The sequence below is a fragment of the Sinanaerobacter sp. ZZT-01 genome (assembly GCF_035621135.1).
GTDB lineage: Bacteria > Bacillota > Clostridia > Peptostreptococcales > Anaerovoracaceae > IOR16.
The window spans coordinates 2,682,575-2,702,669 of sequence record NZ_CP141728.1 but is presented as its reverse complement, the minus strand read 5'-3'; the positions used below and the strand labels follow the sequence as shown (position 1 = coordinate 2,702,669).

The 20,095-nt window shown below is 36.6% G+C and carries 20 protein-coding genes; 10 read left to right on the top strand and 10 right to left on the bottom strand.

Annotated elements, in window-relative coordinates; translation table 11 throughout:
- Positions 1–11: 11 nt before the first annotated feature.
- The 4 genes from U5921_RS13085 (at position 12) to U5921_RS13070 (ending at position 3,340) form a co-directional block, all read left to right on the top strand.
- Positions 12–575, top strand: coding sequence for a TetR/AcrR family transcriptional regulator (locus U5921_RS13085; protein ID WP_324823905.1), 564 nt, complete (start codon positions 12–14; stop codon positions 573–575).
- 244 nt (positions 576–819) lie between these two features.
- Positions 820–1,743: an ABC transporter ATP-binding protein gene (locus tag U5921_RS13080; RefSeq protein ID WP_324823904.1), complete on the top strand. Its 924-nt coding sequence runs from the start codon at positions 820–822 to the stop codon at positions 1,741–1,743.
- A complete protein-coding gene (locus U5921_RS13075; protein ID WP_324823903.1) occupies positions 1,736–2,509 on the top strand; it encodes an ABC transporter permease in 774 nt (257 codons plus the stop codon). Before U5921_RS13080 ends, U5921_RS13075 begins: the two co-directional genes overlap by 8 nt.
- A gap of 18 nt (positions 2,510–2,527) precedes the next feature.
- Positions 2,528–3,340: an ABC transporter permease gene (locus U5921_RS13070; protein ID WP_324823902.1), complete on the top strand. Its 813-nt coding sequence runs from the start codon at positions 2,528–2,530 to the stop codon at positions 3,338–3,340.
- A 122-nt stretch (positions 3,341–3,462) separates the two neighbouring features.
- On the opposite strand, the gene U5921_RS13065 is transcribed toward U5921_RS13070, so the two are convergent.
- From U5921_RS13065 to U5921_RS13055, 3 genes are all read right to left on the bottom strand, one after another.
- On the bottom strand, positions 3,463–6,030 hold the full coding sequence (locus U5921_RS13065) for a PEP/pyruvate-binding domain-containing protein (protein WP_324823901.1): 2,568 nt from the start codon (positions 6,028–6,030) through the stop codon (positions 3,463–3,465).
- An 11-nt stretch (positions 6,031–6,041) separates the two neighbouring features.
- Positions 6,042–6,653 (bottom strand): TetR/AcrR family transcriptional regulator, encoded by a 612-nt coding sequence (locus U5921_RS13060; protein WP_324823900.1) that lies wholly within the window; start codon positions 6,651–6,653, stop codon positions 6,042–6,044.
- Positions 6,654–6,981: 328 nt separating this feature from the next.
- A complete protein-coding gene (locus tag U5921_RS13055; RefSeq protein ID WP_324823899.1) occupies positions 6,982–7,182 on the bottom strand; it encodes a hypothetical protein in 201 nt (66 codons plus the stop codon).
- A gap of 194 nt (positions 7,183–7,376) precedes the next feature.
- Here U5921_RS13055 and U5921_RS13050 point away from each other — a divergent pair, with 194 nt between their 5' ends.
- Positions 7,377–7,616 (top strand): hypothetical protein, encoded by a 240-nt coding sequence (locus U5921_RS13050; RefSeq protein ID WP_324823898.1) that lies wholly within the window; start codon positions 7,377–7,379, stop codon positions 7,614–7,616.
- A gap of 295 nt (positions 7,617–7,911) precedes the next feature.
- Here the strand turns inward: U5921_RS13050 and U5921_RS13045 are convergent, their stop codons facing one another.
- The 3 genes from U5921_RS13045 to U5921_RS13035 all read right to left on the bottom strand — a co-directional run bounded on the left by U5921_RS13045 (position 7,912) and on the right by U5921_RS13035 (position 11,518).
- On the bottom strand, positions 7,912–9,249 hold the full coding sequence (locus U5921_RS13045; RefSeq protein ID WP_324823897.1) for a sodium-dependent transporter: 1,338 nt from the start codon (positions 9,247–9,249) through the stop codon (positions 7,912–7,914).
- 140 nt (positions 9,250–9,389) lie between these two features.
- Positions 9,390–11,021 carry a tryptophanase gene (locus tag U5921_RS13040; RefSeq protein ID WP_324823896.1) on the bottom strand — a complete coding sequence of 544 codons (1,632 nt, stop codon included), beginning with the start codon at positions 11,019–11,021 and terminating at the stop codon, positions 9,390–9,392.
- A gap of 119 nt (positions 11,022–11,140) precedes the next feature.
- Positions 11,141–11,518, bottom strand: a complete 378-nt coding sequence (locus U5921_RS13035) for a RidA family protein (RefSeq protein ID WP_324823895.1) — start codon at positions 11,516–11,518, stop codon at positions 11,141–11,143.
- 159 nt (positions 11,519–11,677) lie between these two features.
- Here U5921_RS13035 and U5921_RS13030 point away from each other — a divergent pair, with 159 nt between their 5' ends.
- From U5921_RS13030 to U5921_RS13015, 4 genes are all read left to right on the top strand, one after another.
- A complete protein-coding gene (locus U5921_RS13030; RefSeq protein WP_324823894.1) occupies positions 11,678–12,418 on the top strand; it encodes a helix-turn-helix transcriptional regulator in 741 nt (246 codons plus the stop codon).
- A 178-nt stretch (positions 12,419–12,596) separates the two neighbouring features.
- Positions 12,597–13,166 carry a TetR/AcrR family transcriptional regulator gene (locus U5921_RS13025; RefSeq protein WP_324823893.1) on the top strand — a complete coding sequence of 190 codons (570 nt, stop codon included), beginning with the start codon at positions 12,597–12,599 and terminating at the stop codon, positions 13,164–13,166.
- Positions 13,167–13,249: 83 nt separating this feature from the next.
- A complete protein-coding gene (locus U5921_RS13020; protein WP_324823892.1) occupies positions 13,250–14,584 on the top strand; it encodes an MATE family efflux transporter in 1,335 nt (444 codons plus the stop codon).
- A 211-nt stretch (positions 14,585–14,795) separates the two neighbouring features.
- Positions 14,796–15,233 (top strand): hypothetical protein, encoded by a 438-nt coding sequence (locus U5921_RS13015; protein ID WP_324823891.1) that lies wholly within the window; start codon positions 14,796–14,798, stop codon positions 15,231–15,233.
- Positions 15,234–15,689: 456 nt separating this feature from the next.
- On the opposite strand, the gene U5921_RS13010 is transcribed toward U5921_RS13015, so the two are convergent.
- From U5921_RS13010 to U5921_RS13000, 3 genes are all read right to left on the bottom strand, one after another.
- Complete coding sequence (locus tag U5921_RS13010; RefSeq protein ID WP_324823890.1) at positions 15,690–16,196, bottom strand: hypothetical protein; 507 nt, start codon at positions 16,194–16,196, stop codon at positions 15,690–15,692.
- 241 nt (positions 16,197–16,437) lie between these two features.
- Complete coding sequence (locus tag U5921_RS13005) at positions 16,438–17,238, bottom strand: hypothetical protein (protein WP_324823889.1); 801 nt, start codon at positions 17,236–17,238, stop codon at positions 16,438–16,440.
- A gap of 293 nt (positions 17,239–17,531) precedes the next feature.
- Entirely contained in the window at positions 17,532–18,422 is an 891-nt protein-coding gene (locus tag U5921_RS13000) for a LysR family transcriptional regulator (RefSeq protein WP_324823888.1), read from the bottom strand.
- A 131-nt stretch (positions 18,423–18,553) separates the two neighbouring features.
- On the opposite strand from U5921_RS13000, the gene U5921_RS12995 reads away from it, so the two are divergent.
- Complete coding sequence (locus U5921_RS12995) at positions 18,554–19,333, top strand: dimethylarginine dimethylaminohydrolase family protein (RefSeq protein WP_324823887.1); 780 nt, start codon at positions 18,554–18,556, stop codon at positions 19,331–19,333.
- A gap of 77 nt (positions 19,334–19,410) precedes the next feature.
- Here the strand turns inward: U5921_RS12995 and U5921_RS12990 are convergent, their stop codons facing one another.
- Positions 19,411–20,052 carry a Vat family streptogramin A O-acetyltransferase gene (locus U5921_RS12990; RefSeq protein ID WP_324823886.1) on the bottom strand — a complete coding sequence of 214 codons (642 nt, stop codon included), beginning with the start codon at positions 20,050–20,052 and terminating at the stop codon, positions 19,411–19,413.
- Positions 20,053–20,095 lie beyond the last annotated feature (43 nt).

Sequence of the window (20,095 nt, the reverse complement as noted above, 5' to 3'; positions counted from 1 at the left end):
GGAGAAGTGTTTTGAAAATAAACAATTATGATATTATTGATAAAATATATGAAGAGACATTAAACTTGATTTTTACTTATGGCGCAAAAGGCTGGACCATGGATACGGTATGCCAAAAAAGTGGTATTGCAAAAGACACTCTTTATAGAATTATTAGTAAAAAAGAGGAACTTATTAAGGATACTCTTTTAAAAGCACTTACTAAACATGATCAAGCAATGCAAGACTTATTAATCCAAGACAGAGATTTCTTTTGCATATTAAGAGATAGTGCAACGCTTTTATCGGAATTTATTGCAAAATTTTCTCTAGATAAATTAAGTCAGATTTTTCTTCAATACCCCAGCGTGGAAAGAGCAATCAATAATGGTATGGATGAATATTTTCAAAGTTTCACAAATTTTCTTAATGAAGGGAAAAAATCAGGACTGTTAAAAGAAAGTGTAGATACAAAACTACTGATTCACTTCATACATTCCTGTGTTATGCAAATTCTTAAACACCCAGAAATATATAATGCGACTAAAGACACAGAAACGTTATTAGATTATTTCATTGATGGAATAAAGAGATAATATTAATTCTAGTATTTTTAAACTATATATTAAAGAAAAGTAGTAAATCACTAATCTTCTATGATAGGAATTGGTCTGAGGGCTTAGGATAAGCCTTCAGACCTCATTTTATATAAAGTAAATTTCATCTGTTAAAAATCCTTATATTTCCTTTATAAAATGCAAGGTTAATGCAATGTTCCGGCAAGGTTAATGCAAGATTGAGATGATAAACTGATCTCAATAAGAAAAGGAGGTTTCAAATTTGAGTGATTACGTGATTGAAACAAAAAATCTTACCAAGCAATATGGCGAACAAAAAAGCGTTGCCGCCTTGAATATTCATATAAAAAGAGGCCGTATTTACGGTCTGCTTGGGCGAAACGGAGCCGGAAAAACCACAACAATGAAAATGCTTCTGAACCTGACACGACCTACCTCCGGAGAAGTTCAAATTTTCGGTAAAAGTATTCAGGGGAATGAAAAGAAAATTTTGCCTCGTATCGGCAGCTTAATTGAAGCACCTGGATTTTATCCGAATCTGACAGGTACAGAAAACCTTAAAATCTTTGCCCAGCTTAGAGGTGTTTCTAAGCGTTCCGCTGTAAAGGATGCATTAGAAGTTGTGGGGCTTCCCTATGGAGATAAAAAGCTTTTTTCACAATATTCTCTTGGTATGAAGCAGCGCTTAGCCATCGCTCTTGCTATTATGCACGATCCCGAACTCTTGATTTTAGATGAGCCGATCAACGGACTTGATCCAATCGGGATAGCCGAAGTACGTTCGTTTATCCGAAGACTTTGCGATGTGAAAGGAAAAACTATTTTGATTTCCAGTCACATTCTCTCCGAAATCTCCTTGTTGGTAGATGACATTGGAATCATTGACCATGGTGTACTGCTGGAGGAAGAAAGCCTTGCCGAACTGGAAGAAAAGAATAGTAAATACATTCATTTTGTTGTTTCCGACACAGCACAGGCAGCCAGAATCTTGGAGAGAGACTTCAAGTTTAAAGACTTTACAGTGGAAAATGATCATAGTTTGCGCTTATATGACAGCAATTTATCTGTGGCGGCATTAAACCGTACCTTTATTGAAAAAGGATTGGAGGTATCAGAAGCTCATACCTGTGAAGATACCTTGGAGGATTACTTCAAGCGTATAACCGGAGGTGAGGGCATTGCTTAATCTGCTTCTAAGTGAATTTAAAAAATTTAAAAGAAAGAAAATATTTTTCTTTGGAATACTGGCAGCTTTCATTTTCCCTCTTTTTTATGCACTATTGTTAGCCGATTCCACTTTTACAAGTCTCCAATCCGGAGTAAGAGAGGATAACGCCTTTTTGCTTTTAATACCTTTGCTGATTATCTTAGCTGCTAATCTGTTTTTTGTCGAGCAGGACAATGATACATTGAAAAATCTGCTTTGTATACCGGTATCAAAAAATCAATTGGTTCTTGTAAAGTTATTGGTTCTGCTAATATTTTCAGTCGCATTTCAGTTAATGGGTTTTGCAGTAAGCACAGCAATCGCTGTTTCTCAAAATATCCCGCCGACTGATTTTGCTTTTCAATTTTCGCTCACAGTCTCATCAGGGCTACTCATGTGGGCTGCTGCGCTTCCCTGCATTGTTCTGGTTGTATGGTTTAATAAAAGCTATATTCTCTCAACGATTATCGTGTTCTTTTACACTCTGCTAAATTATGTGATGCATTTTAGCGATGCGATTATGATGCAGCCTTTAGGAATAAATGCCGGAACCCTTATGCCCGTTCCTATGATTTTTCGGTGGTTGTATCAATTTTACACGCCCACTGGTGAAATCCAAACAGAATTCTACAATCGGTTCAGTCAATACTTTGTGCCAGCTCCTGTATGCTTTGGTGTACTTTTATTGGAAGCGGTCGTTTGTATGTATTTGATGATTCGCATCTATCAACGTAGAGAAATTTGAGGAAAGGAGGTATCTTTCATGCTTCGTATTATAAAAGCTGAATTTCTAAAATTAAAGAGATTTCATATTTTGCTCGTTGGCCTCATCGGTATGGCGCTTCCAGCAATTTTGTCTGTATTCACGCAGGCAGTCGCCACTCCAGAGGTCACAACACAGAATTTTGACTTTTCCGCTCTTTTTAACAGTACCCTATGGAATAGCGCAACAGTTTTTATGCCTGTAATTTTTACATTGATCGGGGGGTATTTAATTAACCGGGAATACACAGATAATACTTTGAAAAACATATTACCTGTTCCGGTAAGTTTTCAGCTCCTGTTGTTCGGAAAACTGCTGGCAATGGGAATCTTAAGTGTACTGTTCGGGTTTTACTGTTATGTAATAACACTGATTGTCGGATTGTTGTCCGGTATTTTAGGGCTGAGTATTACTGTTTTGTTCACAGGTCTTTTACAAATGTTAGGAATATCGATTTTCACATATATTGCGGTTCTGCCAATCATTGCTTTTACAAGCAGGAAACCGGGAATTTTTATGGGTGGTGTTATCGTATCTTTTCTGTTCGGATATTCTGCTATGTTTATCAAGAATGTCACAATGCGAAGTCTGTACCCGATCTTGTCGGGATTAACGGTTATGAGATTTGATACAAGAACATTCATGAATACTTCCGAACCTGGAAATCTCACTTTATCCATGTTATCCCTGGCGGTCATGCTTTTACTCACAATTGTGATTGTGATACTGACAAATCCAATGCAATCGGCTTACAAAAGTAAAAAACACAAAATTGCCGATATCTTTCTCAGACAGGGGCAGAAGGGGCGATGATTTTTCAGCAAAAAATCGGTGCATACAATAATTCAAACAGCTCAAAAGAACATCTCTTTTCGTGCATTATTTATACAGAAAGCATTAACCTATCTTTCGATAAGCTAATGCTTTCTCTAAACTTATTTTTCTTGAATAATCTTCACAAATCCATTTGTACCGTCAACTTCAATTAAATCTCCATCCTTTATCATTTCGGTTGCCTTTTCAATTCCCGTAACACATGGTAACCCGTATTCTCTTGCAATGATTGCACCATGTTGCAATGCCCCACCGATCTCCATTACAACGGCACAAGCATTAATAAAAATCGGCGTCCAACTCGGCTCTGTTGTAATTGTTACAAGGATTTCACCTTTTTCCAACTTTTTCTCAAACGGTTCATGAAGAATCTTAGCTCTGCCCCTTACAACACCGGGTGAAACAGGCTCCCCTAAAAGTTCCCCTTCCTTTGCCTCTCTTTTAGCAATAAAAATCTCGCCTCTGGAATTGAAGATGGTAGGCCAATTTTTCACGTTTTCAGTTAGCTTGCGGATTTTCTTCTCCTCATTTATAAATGGAATAAGGTCTAGGCTTTTATCTTTTTGCGCTTTTGTAATTTCCTCTCTCGTAAGATAAAATACATCCTCAACCTTATTTAGCCTTCCCTCTAAAACAAATTGCTCTGCAATTTTGAGTACATTATGCCTTAAAACATCAATAGCATAGACATACATATATTTGGGGTGTTCACGAAGACCCATCCATTCAATCTGCTTTGCAAGCTTTAAGAATTTTTCCCTTTTGCCGATTTTTATGGCCTCTCTTAAAAGTCTGTCATAAGCAGATTTTTTCTTGTCTCTAACCTTAATCAACGCATTATCGTAAATATTAAGTTGTTTTAGCATGGTATAAAATCCCTCAATATTCTCGCGAGTTCTCACGCTTGCAATATCAATTTCACCGATACCTCGGCAACCGTACAGCTTCATATAATGAGCATAAGCCTCCATAAACTCCGTAGAAAATTCTTTGTCTCTCAGCTTTTTAGAAAACTCGTCAAAACTTTTGACTTCGATAAACTCTGGAAATGAAGCAAGTTCAACTTGTTTATATCCCATTTTACTTGTAGGATTTCCTTTCAAATCCATGCTGAGTGAGATAATATCTCCTTCCCAGGTTTTATCCTTAAACATCTTTTTGAGCGATATTGTAGCATTCATCGCAAGCATTATAGGCATCATTTTAAACACTAAATTATCAAAAACTTCAAAGGCAACATCAATCTGCCTAGCGAAATCATCGCTACTATTACGCAATTTATCCAACTTTTCAATGCTGTAATCGGTAGCTTTGTAATATTCTTGTACCGTTTTTTCAAAATTGATGGCTGCCGAAATTATAGAGGGGCTCATTTTCGCACCTAACTTCAAACCTTTTCCCAAAGTACCTTTTAGTTTTTCAGGTTTATACTTTGGAATATAATCCTCAAATGAAAAACAGGAAAATATTCTTGCAGAAGTTGGATCAACCGATGAAATTATTTTTTTAACTCTTGACTCGCCAAAAGTCTTACCTAAATTCCCAAGAAGTATATATATTCTTCCATGACAATCGTAAACAGCTCCATCCTTTCCCACAGGAAACATACCCTGCTTTGCTTTATTTACAAGCTCACAGAAAATATCACCACCTAGCTCACTCATAGACCATTGGAAACCTTGCGTCATTTTTATAATATCAAGATAAAGCTCTTTGCGTTCATTTGGTTTACTCAAAAGTTCTTCATAAAGGGGAAAGTAGGTTGTAATTGGGCGAGATTGCAAAAGATAAAGCTTGCCATTTTCATAGGCCCATTCTGTATCAATAGGAGACCCGTAATAGCCTTCACATTTTTTAATCATCTTCGCAAGCTCAAGAATCTGTTCATCCGTTAGTGCCTGTTCCTTTGCAGCCTCACAAATTGATTCCTTTATTCCGCCATCTTTATTAAGATAAATTGCAACTTTTTTCTCATTGATTTTCTTATAAGGGATTCTATTCTGAGCAGTATTAACAATATAGCTATCAGGAGAGACCTTACCGGAAACAATATATTCACCCAACCCAAAGGACGCATTTATCATTACTTCATCATAGCTGTTGTTATGTGGATTTACTGAAAAACCAATACCGCTAATTGACGAATAAAGTTGCTTTTGAATAATTATAGCAATCCTTGTGTTTGCAACAGGGATACCATGTTGATCCTTATACTCCATTACACGGAAATCAAACATAGAAGCAAATGCTTTCGCAACATATCTTTCAATCGTTGCTGTAGTTACACCCAAAAACGTTTCATACATACCCGCGAAGCTTATTCCCTGCAAATCCTCCTCTGGCGAAGAAGAACGAACAGCAAAAAAATCTGAGTTAATATTCTTCATTTCTGCAGAAAGCAACATTTTTTGTTCCACGCTAAAAGTTAAGTTCTCCGCCAAAGCTTTTAAAGCATCGCATTTTTCCTTTGTAACTTCTGAAATAAGGGATTTCCATTCCTCGGTCTCTTTCATTTTATCTGTCCATGGTGTAAAAAATGATATTGTCAAAGCCAGACCACCAGGAACAGGAAAACCTGCATTCGTCGTTTCAATCAGTGCCTTTGCCTTGCCACCGACCTCGGAAAGCAGTGGTATTGTTTTTGAGTTAAAATTATAAACTTTATTCATGCGCACCTCCATTACATATAAAATACTGTTCTGAAAAATTCCAAATATCTATCTATTTCCGCTGTTTCACGCAAAACAATATCCGTTTTGCTAAGCCCAGTTCCGTCCTTAAGTATTTTGGTTATAAGTTTACTTAAAGCATTTACAATTGTGCTTTTCATCAGTTCAACATCCACTTCCTTACGAAGCTGTGAAAAATCAAGGTTTTCCTTAAATAGACGACTACTTATGTCAGGCATTAACTTTTGCGCCAGTTCCTCAGCATAGTCTCTTGCATATTTATCACAAAATTCGTAGAGGTACGGGTATTCTGCAAGCGTCTCTATTTTAGAAATCAAAGCCTGCCTTACCCGCAATAAAAAATCAGTATTAGACCAGTCAACAGAATCCACCATGTTGCTTATAATTTTCTTTCCCGAAAAATACAAAAGAAATTCAAAAAGCTCCTTTTTGTTTCTGAAATAATGATATAAAAGACCTCTGGAAATCTCGGCATTTTCTACGATTAGGTTTGTCGAAGCTTTTTCGAAACTATTTTTAGCAAACACCTCAAATCCACAATTTACAATACGAAGCACCTTTTCATTTTGCAAGTCGATATGGTCAAAACGTTCTGTATCCATTCTTAGCTCCTCCTTATGTGTTTTATTCTAATCTCTTTGAGAAATATACAGATAATACCAAGATTCCTACTACAATGACAAAAACCGTTATTTATATTTCTAATAAGGAAATCATCCCTCCAAACATACCGACAGCTCCTGTCTATTTCAAGAATAGCACAACCGACAGAAGTTGTCAATTTTCAAATATCAAGCTCTATCTATTCCAGCCCTTTCTCAATTTTATAACAAAAAAAACAACCTTTACGAATAAAGATTGCTTTAGGGATGTTAGATTTAATTTACTTGTTAGTTTTGTGATGACGGTAGGTGCTATTCATAAGAAACACTACATTTCCAAATATTTGACATAATCTACAGTAGACATCAGTTCCATATCAAGATTATCTTTGGTTTCTTCATGAAGCTCACCCTGCGTTGCCATTTCATAACCGGCTTGTTCCACAACTTTCAAATACTCCTTAACAATTACTTGCACATTTTCCGTTCTGCTTTTTAAAAGCTTACCACAATTTCTGTATATTTCCAAAGTAGGGAAGTACACCTTTTCCCTTTGGGCGAAATGCCCCCACACTCCACTCCTGATCAAGTCAAGTCTAATACAAATCTGAATAAAATTATTTCATCGGCAAATAATACCTCTATTACTATTAAGAAGAGTTCAGCAGTTACCATAAACCTACTGACGACAAAATAAACTTTATATGAAAAGGAGTAAATTTTATGAACCGTGATAAGCTCATAGAGCAAATAAAAGACGAGTATGCACGACTAGCCTCTACTGAATCCCAAGAGGATTTTATCCAATCCACAACCGATTTAACACCTGAAGCATATTACGAAAAACTTTTAAGTAAAGCCATCGACGAAATTAATAAAGGTACCTTTGACGATTTCGAATCCGGGAAGGAAGTAGTATCTGCTATTGCAAATAACAAAACTTTGCTATCCGGTTGGAAATAACTTTAGTACTTACAGTTTACTTCTATACTGAAAGGAGGCAGGATTTGTAGATCTTTTAAGTTGACTACAAACTCTGCCTCTTATTTATTCACTGATTCAATATTCAATTTTATCTTCAGCGCTAGTGTAAAACCATCATTTTTTTGCCCTGTTTTTTCACATAATATATTGTGATTTAATTCTATTTTTCTTTAAAAGACATTTTGTCATTTTTTATCTGCTCAAGGGGCTCCGCTACTCAAGCTATATTAAAGATCATCTCAAGCATCCTATTTTTCAATGTAAGGTATGAAAGTTAGCCAATCCCACCGAACATAACACCTGTAACGAGTGCGATAAATGCAAGTGGAACGAAAAGAAACTTACCAAGAGATATAAACCAAGAACCGATCGGTTTATTTGCACCTTCGTTAACTGAATCAAGTACGAACTTGTCACCTGCAACATAGAAGAACATAATACCTGCCAACATAGCGCCAAGAGGACATACATAAATAGAAACTGCATCCATCCAACCCGATACGATACCCTGTATACACAATGCAACCCCACATCCTACAACAGCAATTGCTCCAACTGCCTGAAGTCTCTTCATGCCAAACATCTCTTGGAGCGTAGCAACAGGCGCTTCATATAAGTTAATGAGTGAGCTTATACCTGCGAAGAGTACACAGACGTAGAAAATGATTCCTACTATAGTTCCCCCAGGCATACCGTTAAATACATTAATAAGGTAGATGAACATAAGTCCGGGACCACCTGATGAGAGTTCTGCACCACCTACTGCCATGGCAGGAATAATAACTAAAGCGGCAAGAAGAGCTGCAATAGTATCAAATATCGCTACATTACGTGCTGCCGTTATAACATTTTCGGACTTACTTAGGTAAGAACCATAGATAACCGTCCCGTTACCTGCGATAGAAAGCGAGAAGAACGCCTGACCAAAAGCGAAAATCCAAACCTTTGGATTAGCCAGACCTGCTGGATTAAGCGTAAAGATATATTTATATCCCTCATGTGATCCATGAAGTGTGAAAATATAGATTCCAAGACCTACAAAAAGTGCAAACAATGTAGGCATCATAATTTTGTTTGCTTTTTCTATACCACCGGCAACACCGAGAGCCATGATGGTAAAACTAGCTATTATTGCAATCATAATCCATAAGTTATTGCCCCAGGATATTGCGGTACTTCCAAACATACTACCAATTTGATCCATATCCTGCCCCATGGAGGCAAGCTTACCACTAAAAGCAAGAAAAGTATATTTAAAGATCCAACCAACCACGACCGTGTAACCAATTGCTAGTGCGAGTGAACCTAGAACCGGGATCGCTCCGATTGATTCACCTAATTTTTTATTGCCGTTATGAATCTGAGTGCATTTTCCAAATGCTCCTATTGGACCTGCGCCCGCTGCACGTCCAAGTGCCATCTCTTCGATAACACCGGTAGAAGCAATCAAAATTACAAATAAGAAGTACGGAAGCAAGAATGTCATGCCTCCCCATGCTGAAACCATATATGGAAAACGCCATATATTACCCATACCTACTGCTGAACCAATACACGCTAAGACAAATCCCCATTTACTTTTAAATCCATCACGTTGTGTTGTTTCGCTCATATTTGCCTCCTAAAAATAAAATGATGGTGTCCAACAAAAAAATATATACATATTCTTTGCGGACACCATCATAGTTGCCCGATGATTTTGCGCATTAGCTATACTATATATTAAAAGCTCCCAATAATAAATAACCTTTCTTATTTATTCGCATATGGCTCAAGAAATGCATGGAAGTGACGCATAGGAAGCTTATGACCTAAGGTAATTTTCATATTAGGAATATTCTCTCTGTCCTCATAAAGAGCCTTAACAGCTGCTATAACATAATCCAGATGTTCCTGACTAAACTGACTGCGGTTTATCGCGAAACGAACTACGTTACAAACTTCAGCCTGCTGTTCCGGTGTCTTAAGATCATACTCCATGGAGTAATCACCAAGCTCAGAAACTCTGATTCCGTATCTTCTGATAAGCTCAAGTGAGAAGCCCTCTCCCGCAAATGATTCATGATCACGTTTACCATCGAAGAATTCGTCCATATTGATATATGCGCCATGTCCGCCAGCAGGAAGTACAACCCCCTTAACTCCAGCTTTGTAGAAGCCTTGTGCAAGATATTCGCACTGCTCTACCCTTTCCTTGAGGTAATTCACATTGCAGCACTCATAAAGACCAACTGCAAGTGCCATAATATCTCTTCCGGACATGCCCCCGTAAGAATCATTCCCGTAGCAAGAGATCTGCTTCACTTTCAGAAGTACGCCAACATCTGTTTTAACGGATCCGTTTTCGTTGAAATCCGAGAAATTTTTCCAGAATAGGCCTTTATCACGAAATGCAAGGATGCCGCCCATGTTAGAATGTCCGTCCTTTTTAAGAGATGCACAGAAGCCATCGCAGTAAGAAAACATTTCTTTTGCAATAACAGAGATAGACTTATCTGCATACCCCTCTTCATTCATTTTGATAAAATATGCATTTTCTGCCCAACGAGCTGCATCCAGTATGTAAGGAATACCATACTTATGCGCTATCGCACTAACCGCACGAAGGTTGGCCATAGAGACTGGCTGACCACATACAGGATTGTTTGTAATGCATGTGAAAACAAGGGGAACGTTCTCAGGACCAACTGCTGTAATGAGCTCCTCTAACTTATCAAGATCCATATTACCCTTAAACGGGTTCTTTTCGTATGATCCACCTTCTGGTACTTCAAAGAGTAATTCTTTGTTGTAAAGGTTACGAGGAATGGAACCCATTTGTTTGATGTTACCTTCTGTTGTATCAAAATGTCCGTTTGAAGGAATCGTGAATACTTTTCCAGGATGGCGAGTATTCAGGATTTTCTTAACGATTTCCATAAGAACTGACTCTGCTGCACGTCCCTGCTGAAGGATAAATGTGTTAGGTCTCTCCATCTGAGCTGCACCACCGTTAAAAAGACCGCCCTGATATTCACAGAGATACATCTCATCCATCATCTTATTTATATCTTGGCAGTCTGTGCGAACAAGATCTATAATCTTTTTCTGATCATCTCCACGCTCAAATACATCTCTTAATGTATCGAGAAGTACATAGTAACCTTTATTACGTCCGTAAGACTCATCACCAAGGAACATAGCTGCCCACTGTACATCGGTCATAGCAGTTGTACCTGAATCAGAAAGCATATCAACTGTAAGCATACCAGCTGGGAATGCAAACTCGTTATAATGTGTTGCTGCGAGAGCTTTTTCTCTCTGCTCAACCGTTACTTGTGGAATGTTTTTTTTAACATATGCGAATGAACTAGGTGTTGCTGTTTTTAATGGATACTCTTTCATTTATGTTTCCTCCTAATATAGCGTCTTGCGCCTTCATGATAGAGGATACTCCGGTCATCGCTATAGAGTGACTAGCGGACAGTATCTTTTTTGGTTCGTTATGCTTGTTTGGCAAGCTCTTATTTTTCTGCAATCGCTTCGATTTCAACTAATGCATCCTTAGGTAGTCTTGCTACCTCAATTGCAGATCTTGATGGATAGCTACCATCTTTAAAGAAAGTAGCATATACCTCATTCATAGCTGCAAAGTTGTTCATGTCACTTAGGAATACTGTAGTCTTAATTACAGCTTCCATAGAAGAGCCGGCTTTTTCAAGAATGGCCTTAACGTTCTCAAGTGATTGTTTTGTTTGCTTTGCGATCCCTTCTGGGAATGTTCCGGTTTCCGGATTGAGTGGCAACTGTCCCGATAAAAGGATCAGATTTCCAGTAATAATTCCCTGTGAATAAGGACCGATTGCTGCTGGTGCCTTATCTGTATTTACAATTCCCTGCATTTTTCCTCCTTTCTATAGAAATAATTTATCTTTGTAGAAATAATTTATCTCTTTAATAATATATTATCTCTATAATAATATATTGTCGCTTTGACATATATTCCAGATTTTCGTTTTATTATTGTAGAATGTAGTTTTGGGCAAATTGGAGGTGCTTTTATGACAAATTCTTTATTAGCTCCATATATTAAGCTAACTGAATTTTTAGGGAACACTTTAGGACCTGATTATGAAGTGGCTCTACATGACTTGACTAATAGAAAGCAATCTATAATAGCAATCGCAAACAGTAATATAAGTGGACGCGATATAGGTGCTCCGCTTACAAATATGGCTTTACAAATGATAAAAGATAAAGTTTACGAGAAAAATAACTTTTGCTCTAACTACAAAGGGGTCGCTGCAAATGGTAAGGCACTTCGCTCTTCAAGTATGTTTATCAAACATAAGGGAAAGTTGATTGGCCTTCTATGTATTAATTTTGATGACAGCCGATATCAGATAATCAGCGAGGAACTTATGCGAGTTTGTCATCCGGATACTTTTATTGGAACCAGTTTTCAATATGACGGTCAACAGGTAGCATCTTCCAGCAACATCAAAAAAATATCATCTGAAAGCTTTCCGAATTCTAAAAATGCTGTGATCGCTGAAGCGATTTCAAATGAACTTGCAACACTCAACGTAAGTGCAGCAAGGCTTACAACTGATGAACGCATATCTATCATTTCTTCTCTAGAAAAAAACGGTATTTTTCTTATAAAAGGATCCGTTCAAAAGGTTGCTGACGATTTACACTGCTCTTCCGCCAGTGTATATAGATACCTGTCTAAACTAAAAAATATTGCATTTAAATCTAATTCTGCTGACATTTCAACGGAAAAAGATGAAAAATTCTAATGATAAATTTTGGATTTATTCTGTTATCTTTAATACTTCTTCATTCGTTAATTGTCATTCTCGAGCGATAGTTTCACCTCTGTGTTTATAACAACTATTTTGAGTGAATATCATTCATTGACATAGTATAACCCATATGATAGAATACGGATAGATTTAACGGAGGGAGATAAAAAATATGACTCGCATAACAAAAGAACCTGAAGTTAGAAAGCAGGAAATCTTGGACGCCGCAATGGAGTTGTTTTATCAAAATGGTTATGACAAAACATCTATCACTGATATTGCTGAAAGAATTGGAATTGCACAAGGTCTATGCTATCGTTATTTTAAGTCTAAGGAAGAGTTGTTCGATACCGCTTTGGACTATTATGCACAGCAGCAAGTAAATCAAATGCAGTCGATATTATGTGACACGAGCAAAACATTAAGGCAAAAGCTATATGAAACTCCAACTTTTATGGATATTGAACAGAATAATCGTGTTTATTATAAAGTATGTCATGGCACAAACAGTAAAAAAATTCATGACCAATTATCTATGAAAATATGCCACAAATTAGTACCTATACTCAAAGAACAGATACAGCGGGAAGTCGATTTAGGCGAACTTCATTTTACAGATTCTGAAACAGCTGCCAGCTTCTGCATATATGGTCAGCTTGGCATTCTACTGCGTGATGATCTCTCTGGAGAAGAAAGGCTTAACCGAATACGAACATTTCTTTTACAACTATTTGAACTATAAAAAAATCCCTGTCCTAAAGGGCAGGGATAAAAAATAACACAATATTGAATGAAATTCATTCATAAATTGAAAGGAAAATTTATATGCACTCACAAATTGATTTTATGAACGAAAAAACTAGGAACGGCTTATTTAAAATGACCATTCCACTCATAGTTGCTATGATGCTGAACATGGCTTATAACTTAGTGGATAGCCTATGGATTGGTAATCTTCTTGGTGAAAATGCAATGGCTGCACTCACTAGTTCTACTCCCATTATTTTACTCTTAACCTCTATCGGTATGGGAGCAACAAATGGTTTGGTTATTCTGTTGTCTCAGGCAATCGGAGCAAAAGACAATGCGAAAACAAAGCGTATTTTATCGACCTCATTGACTAGCACAGTTGTTTTATGTATTACACTTACTATCTTCTGCGAATGTTCTCTGGATGGAATACTAAATCTTCTGTATACCCCCGCCGAAATATTCTCAATGGCAAAAGATTATTTGTCTTTATATTTGTTAGGTTTTCTACCGGTTTTCTTATATTTATATTTTACAGCCGTCTTGCGCAGCTACGGAAATACGATATTTCAAGTAATTGCTATTCTTCTTTGTACCATTTTAAATGTAATACTAGATCCTATTTTTATTCATATCATAGGATTCAGTGGAGCAGCAATTGCAACCATTCTTTCACAGTCGATCGCTTTGCTTCTCATGATAGGGTATATCATGAAAAAGAAGCTATTCCATTTTAATATCGCACTCTTTGCTTGGGCTGAAGCAAAAACATTGCTATGTAAATCATTCCCCTCCATCATACAGCAAAGCATCCCTCCGCTTAGCACCAGCGTTTTAACTTCCATTGTCAGTCGTTTTGGTGTAACTGCAATTGCAGCCTATGGAATTACTGGAAAGCTTGAAACCGTTTTATTCTATCCGGCCATGGCTCTTAATATGGCAGTTACCACAATTGTTGGGCAGTGTATTGGTGCAAAAAGATTGGATCTTGCAAAAGAGTATTTAAAAACATCCTTAATTTACGGTACGGGATTACTACTGGTTCTCTCCACTCTTATCGTCCTATTTTCTGGAAATCTTTCTTACCTATTTTTGAACAGTGAAGATACTGCCACAATTGTAAGAACATATTTTTTGATTGTTAGTATCGGTTACATCCTATATACGGTTACTAGTTGCTTTATGGGGTCTATCAATGGACTCGGCAAACCGGGCATAGGAATGTATTTAATGATATTTTACTACCTTATTATCAGAATGCCTCTTGCCTATCTTTTATCCCATACCTATTTAGCACTTAACGGTGTATGGTGGGCGATTCTAATCAGCCATGTGGTAGCCGCAGTTTCTGCTACAATCCTATTTCATTTTTTATCCCTTAAAATGAAACGAAATGAACAAATTATTTAATACATAGGAGCCTCCTGTTCTTTAACTGAGAGTTCATAATTTCTTGCTCAACACCTTTGATACCACAGCTCCTTTTATTTTGGTTTCAATTGATGTATAATAACTAAAAATCGATTGCCACCTGCAATCGGTTAATGAAAATAATCCGCATGCATTAATGCAAAGTTAAGATGGGGTATATCTGTATAACCTTTTTAAGGGGAGGTGCAATATGTGTCGCGAATGCTATTCATATAATAATAGAATCACTCCATTGCTTAAACCAATTAATTGTTTAGAAAATCATACACAATATATTTGTGGCACTTGCGGTCGTTGTATTTGTATTGAAGCTGACCAAAAAAGAGGTTTACAGCGATGGAATTTCCCATTTAAATCATTAGAAATTGCTAAGCTTTATTTAAGAACTGCTGATTATACCACCAAAAAGCCGTGTGGCATTTATGAGATAAAAAATAATAAAGGTAGATTGTCATACAAAATATTTGCCGAAGCAACAGATTTAGAAATATATCTGCAAAAAAATAAAGATAAAACATGTGTTAAAATGTCTCCCATTTTTTCAATAAAAGAATATATAGAGTTTCCACAAACACAGGTGCGTAAATTAACTGCTGGTGAAATAAAAAAATATATGGCGGAAAAGTAGATTAGGAATAATACACAGTCTGTTGAATCTTATTACTAAAATCGTAAGTGAATAAAAATAGTACTCCTTAAGAGAAAATCTCTAGGGAGTACTATTTTTATTCCATCTTCACAGCCATTTTCGTCTAATCCCACAAAAATTGCATTGTGATATTCTTTATCAGTTTTCAAGCGTTTTTCATTTGTCTGATAGTCGCAAGGTTTGGTTGCAAATGTGTTAATTCCCTAAATCAATATTATATTCCATCCTCTTTGCTGTAGCTTTTGCAATTTCTAAGCCTAATAATTTTTTTACGATATAAAAAGACATATCTATTCCCGCAGATATTCCGCCTGATGTAATGATAGGAAATGCGTCAACAAATTTGACGTCACGTATAACAAACACATTTCGTGTATCTGGTACAACCAAATCCGGTCACATTCTTACAATTATTATAAATAAACGTGAAATATGTTATTTAATTGTAAATGTTGCCCATGCAGACTTCTCTGTATAAGGAGGATTTAGTGAAACCATTTCAATATCAAATCTATGATCACCTAATGTTGGTGCTCCACAATCATAAAGATAATACCAACCATCTACTAATGTTCCATATAATATAAAACCCTCTGAACTAAAATAGTTTACCGGAGATGAATCATATTTTGCATAATCTCTGCCATAACCTATAACTTTTACAAGAACACCGATATTCCCTTCATGACCATCAACGTTCAAAATGCCAACTTGTTCAATACTTACACTCGTAACTTGTTTTGCAGGTCCTTCGCCTGGCCATCCTCTTGTGCTTATACCTGTGTCGTTTACAGCCTCAGACATACTTATTTTTAAATCCCTTGGATCATTTTTAAAATAATTTTGTAAACTATTAGTTGTTGTTGATTCCGCTGCAAACGCTGTTATTGATAGTAAAAATAACATAATAACAGTCATAATTATTATACACATTTTTTTCATAGTTTTACCCCTTTTCTTCATTACAGTATTATTTTTTTATAGGAGAGCTGATTATATAATTTAAAATGTTTCTCCTCTCTTTTATAGATTTCCAGTTCTTCTATATACATATTTTACTATAGAAAAAACCATATATTTTGTCGAAAGTCATCAAAATGCTAAAAAAGACTAAGTCTGTAGGTCTTAATTTGACCTACAGCTTAGCCTACTTTTCTTGATTATTAAATTATTTAAATACTATTTATTGTACTTCAAATTCAACTTGTTCTGTTGCAATCGTATTATTCTCTTCATCATTAAGTACAAATGTTCCCTTTACAGTTTTAAAATCTTTGTCGGCATATAATGTTAATTCTGCATTTGCTTTCTTGCCTGATGCAACACGGTCACAACTCATCATTGATTCGATTTCCTTATCATCAACATAGAATTGATCTGTTAAAATCATAAATGTTTTATCGGTTTTATTTTCAACAGATAATTTTAATGTAGGCCCCATGTTACTTTCTTCAGCAAATCCTAAGTATGTTATTTTAGCATAATCATCATCCACTATTACTACACCAGTTTCTTCTTTTTGATCTTCCTTTTCAATCTTTGCTGTATCATCCAAAGATATTTTAAATGGCTCTTCTTTTAATGTATCATAATTATCATCAATAAGTACAAACGTTCCTTCCACAGAATTAAAACCTTTTTCTACTTCTTCTAACTCTAAATTTGCATCGATTTTTTCACCCGGTGCAGGAGATTCGCTGAAATATGTTGTTACCATACTATCATCAGCAGATACCTTTTCTGTTTGAACTGCAAACGTCTGATCTGTTTTGTTTTCTATAGATAATTTTAATGTTGGTATTGTTTCATTGTTTTCATCAAGTCCTGAATATATTATTTTAACATATTCATCATCAACTAAAACCACATCTTTTTCTTCATTTTGAGCTAAGGTATCTGTTTTATCATCCGCTGCGCTTCCGCATGATATTAACCCAATTGATATAACTCCACAAATTAAAGCAACTACTATTTTTTTTAGCATTTTATCCTCCTAAATAAATGTTCTTCATCATAATCTAATACAGTTTACCATAAAATAGAAAAAAAGACCAGGAATTTAAGGATAATTTGCTATAAATAGGCACTTTATAATAACCCCTTTGTACACGTATAATTTCATTTTACACACTCTATAAGAAGGCAATACTCCAATACCAAGCAAAGTCATTCCATTATGAGCTCCAAAATAATTACCGGATTATGTGCTGTTCAGGAATTATTTTCTTGAAATTTTGTCGATTCTATTTTGTGGATGCATAGCCCCTTAGAAATATGTCATAGTTCGATAGGCTTGTACTCCTCAGCTATCCAGCGACGAGCACACTCGTAAAACCTTGATGCTGCGCTAGACAGAAGGTTATGGTTGCGGCAAGCGATTCCAATGTCACGGTAGCCCTGAGGCTCCAGAGGAATCGCCACAATTCGTCGGTCAAAACCCTGTATCATCATTACAGACATAAGACTAATGCCCAGCCCTTTCTCTACCATAGCGATTACGGCGTGATCATCGCTTTCTACGAAACGTGCATCTAAGGTAATGCTGTTTTTGTCCAAAATAGCTGTAATCTCATCCTCCACTCCCTCGTTGAGCGCAATGTACGGCAAATTTGGCAGCTCGGAAATGTTGAGTTTTTCCATTCTGGAATAGGGATCATCTTCAGAAAAAATGCCTACAATGGGATCACGATACAGGAATTCGGACTCAAGTTCCGATAAAGTTGGGTATGCAACAAAACCCACGTCCACTCGTCCATCAGCGATCCAACTGACAATCTGAGTATCTGTTCCATGCAGCAGCTCGAATCTGATTCCAGGGTAATCATGTTGAAATCTCTTTATCATCCCAGGGAGCCACTGTGCAGAGACACTGTTAAATGTTCCAATTCTAATAAGACCTTCACGAAGGCCATTGATCTCTCCGATTCGCTCGGAAAGTCTACGTTGGTCATGAAGGAGCGTTCTTATATATGGCAACAGCAGTTGCCCTTCTGTAGTAAGTTGTACACCGTTTCGTCCTCTAGTTAATAGTTTTACATTCCATTGCTCCTCTAATGTATTTAATGCTTTAGTAAGCCCTGATTGTGTATAGCCAAGCTCCTCCGCTGCCTGAGTCATTGTTCCAGTCTCGACAGCTTTGATAAATGCCTCGTATTGTGAGAGACTCATGTTTCACCTCCTTGTTCATTATATGATTAATACTCATGGAAGCCATGATATACTTGCTGTTTACGAATCTTTATTTGTATTATATACTCAAAACATAAAAAACATCAATTTAATCTTACGGAGGTATAAATATGTTTACAAAAGCCATTACCAAGAAACCTTGCAAAGCATTAATCGACGGAATATCCACGGCTCAGTTCGTAGAAGCAGGCGAGAAGCCGGAGTACGAATTATCCGCCAGACAGCATGATAAATACGTTGAGACTCTTGAATCTCTTGGATTAGAAGTTCTAGATTTAGAAGCCGATGAGCGTTACCCTGACTCATGTTTTACAGAAGACCCAGCCGTTGTTATGGAGCGTTGTGCAGTGATCACAAACCCTGCAAAGGACTCTCGCAATGGCGAAAAGGAAGAAATCCTTCCAGCTATTCGTAAGTTCTACTCAGATGATCAGATTTTTCACATCGAAGCTCCAGGAACAATGGAAGGCGGTGATGTAATGCGTATAGGCGACCACTTCTACGTCGGTCTGAGCGACAGAACAAACGCAGAAGGCGCCCGCCAGTTCAACGAAATAGTTACAAAGTTTGGCTACACTTCATCCACAGTACCTGTAACAGAAGGCCTTCATCTAAAGGATTTCGCAATCTACCTTGAAAACAACAATATGCTTGTTACAGAAACCGTTGACAAGCTAGAAGCTTTCAAAGACTTTAATCGCTTCGTTGTAGCCCCTGACGAACTTTACGCAATCAACAGTCTGTACATTAACGGTACAGTTCTTGTTCCTGAAGGATATCCTAAAACTCTTAAAATCATCGAGGACCTAGGCTACCCGGTAAGGCTGGTTGATACAAGTGAGTTTAAGAAAATCGACGGCAGCCTCACTTGCTTGTCACTAAGATTCTGATGCTAATTCATATTTCTAACGCAGCTTCGGCTGCGTTATTTTTACGTTCAGGGAAAACTTCAACAAAAATGATATAGTTATTTTAGTCGTTTCATTAATTCTTTTAAGCCTGCTGCAGATGTTATCTGTTCAAGATTGTTAAAGATCATCTCTTCATCCCAATTCCACCATTGGATCTTTAATAAAAAGTCAGTTTCTTCATCAGTAAAACGTTTTTTAATAAATTTAGCTGGATTTCCGCCATAAATAGTATAAGGCTCAACATTTCCTATTACCGTTGAATTAGCTGAAATAATGGATCCGTCACCCAATTTAACTCCTGGCATTATAGTCACATTTTGCCCGATCCACACATCATTACCAATTATAGTATCTCCTTTATAAGGTAACTGTTTTACTGTAGGCGTATCTTTTTCCCAACCACCCCCAAAGATATAAAATGGATATGTGGAAATCCCCTCCATTCTATGGTTTGCACCATTCATGATAAACTTAACACCTTGTGCTATCGCACAGAATTTACCTATTATTAATTTATCTCCTAAAAATTCATAATGATGTTCTATGTTATCATAAAATTTTTCAGGAGAATTTACATTATCACTGTAATAAGTGTATTCCCCAATTTCTACATTGTCTCTTTTGGGCAAATTACTTATATAACAAACCGTCTTTATTTTTTCGTTTGGATAAAGTTTCTTCTTATCTAGTCCAGTCATGAAAAATTCGCTCCCTTCTAATATTCTTAGAAACTAAAAAATA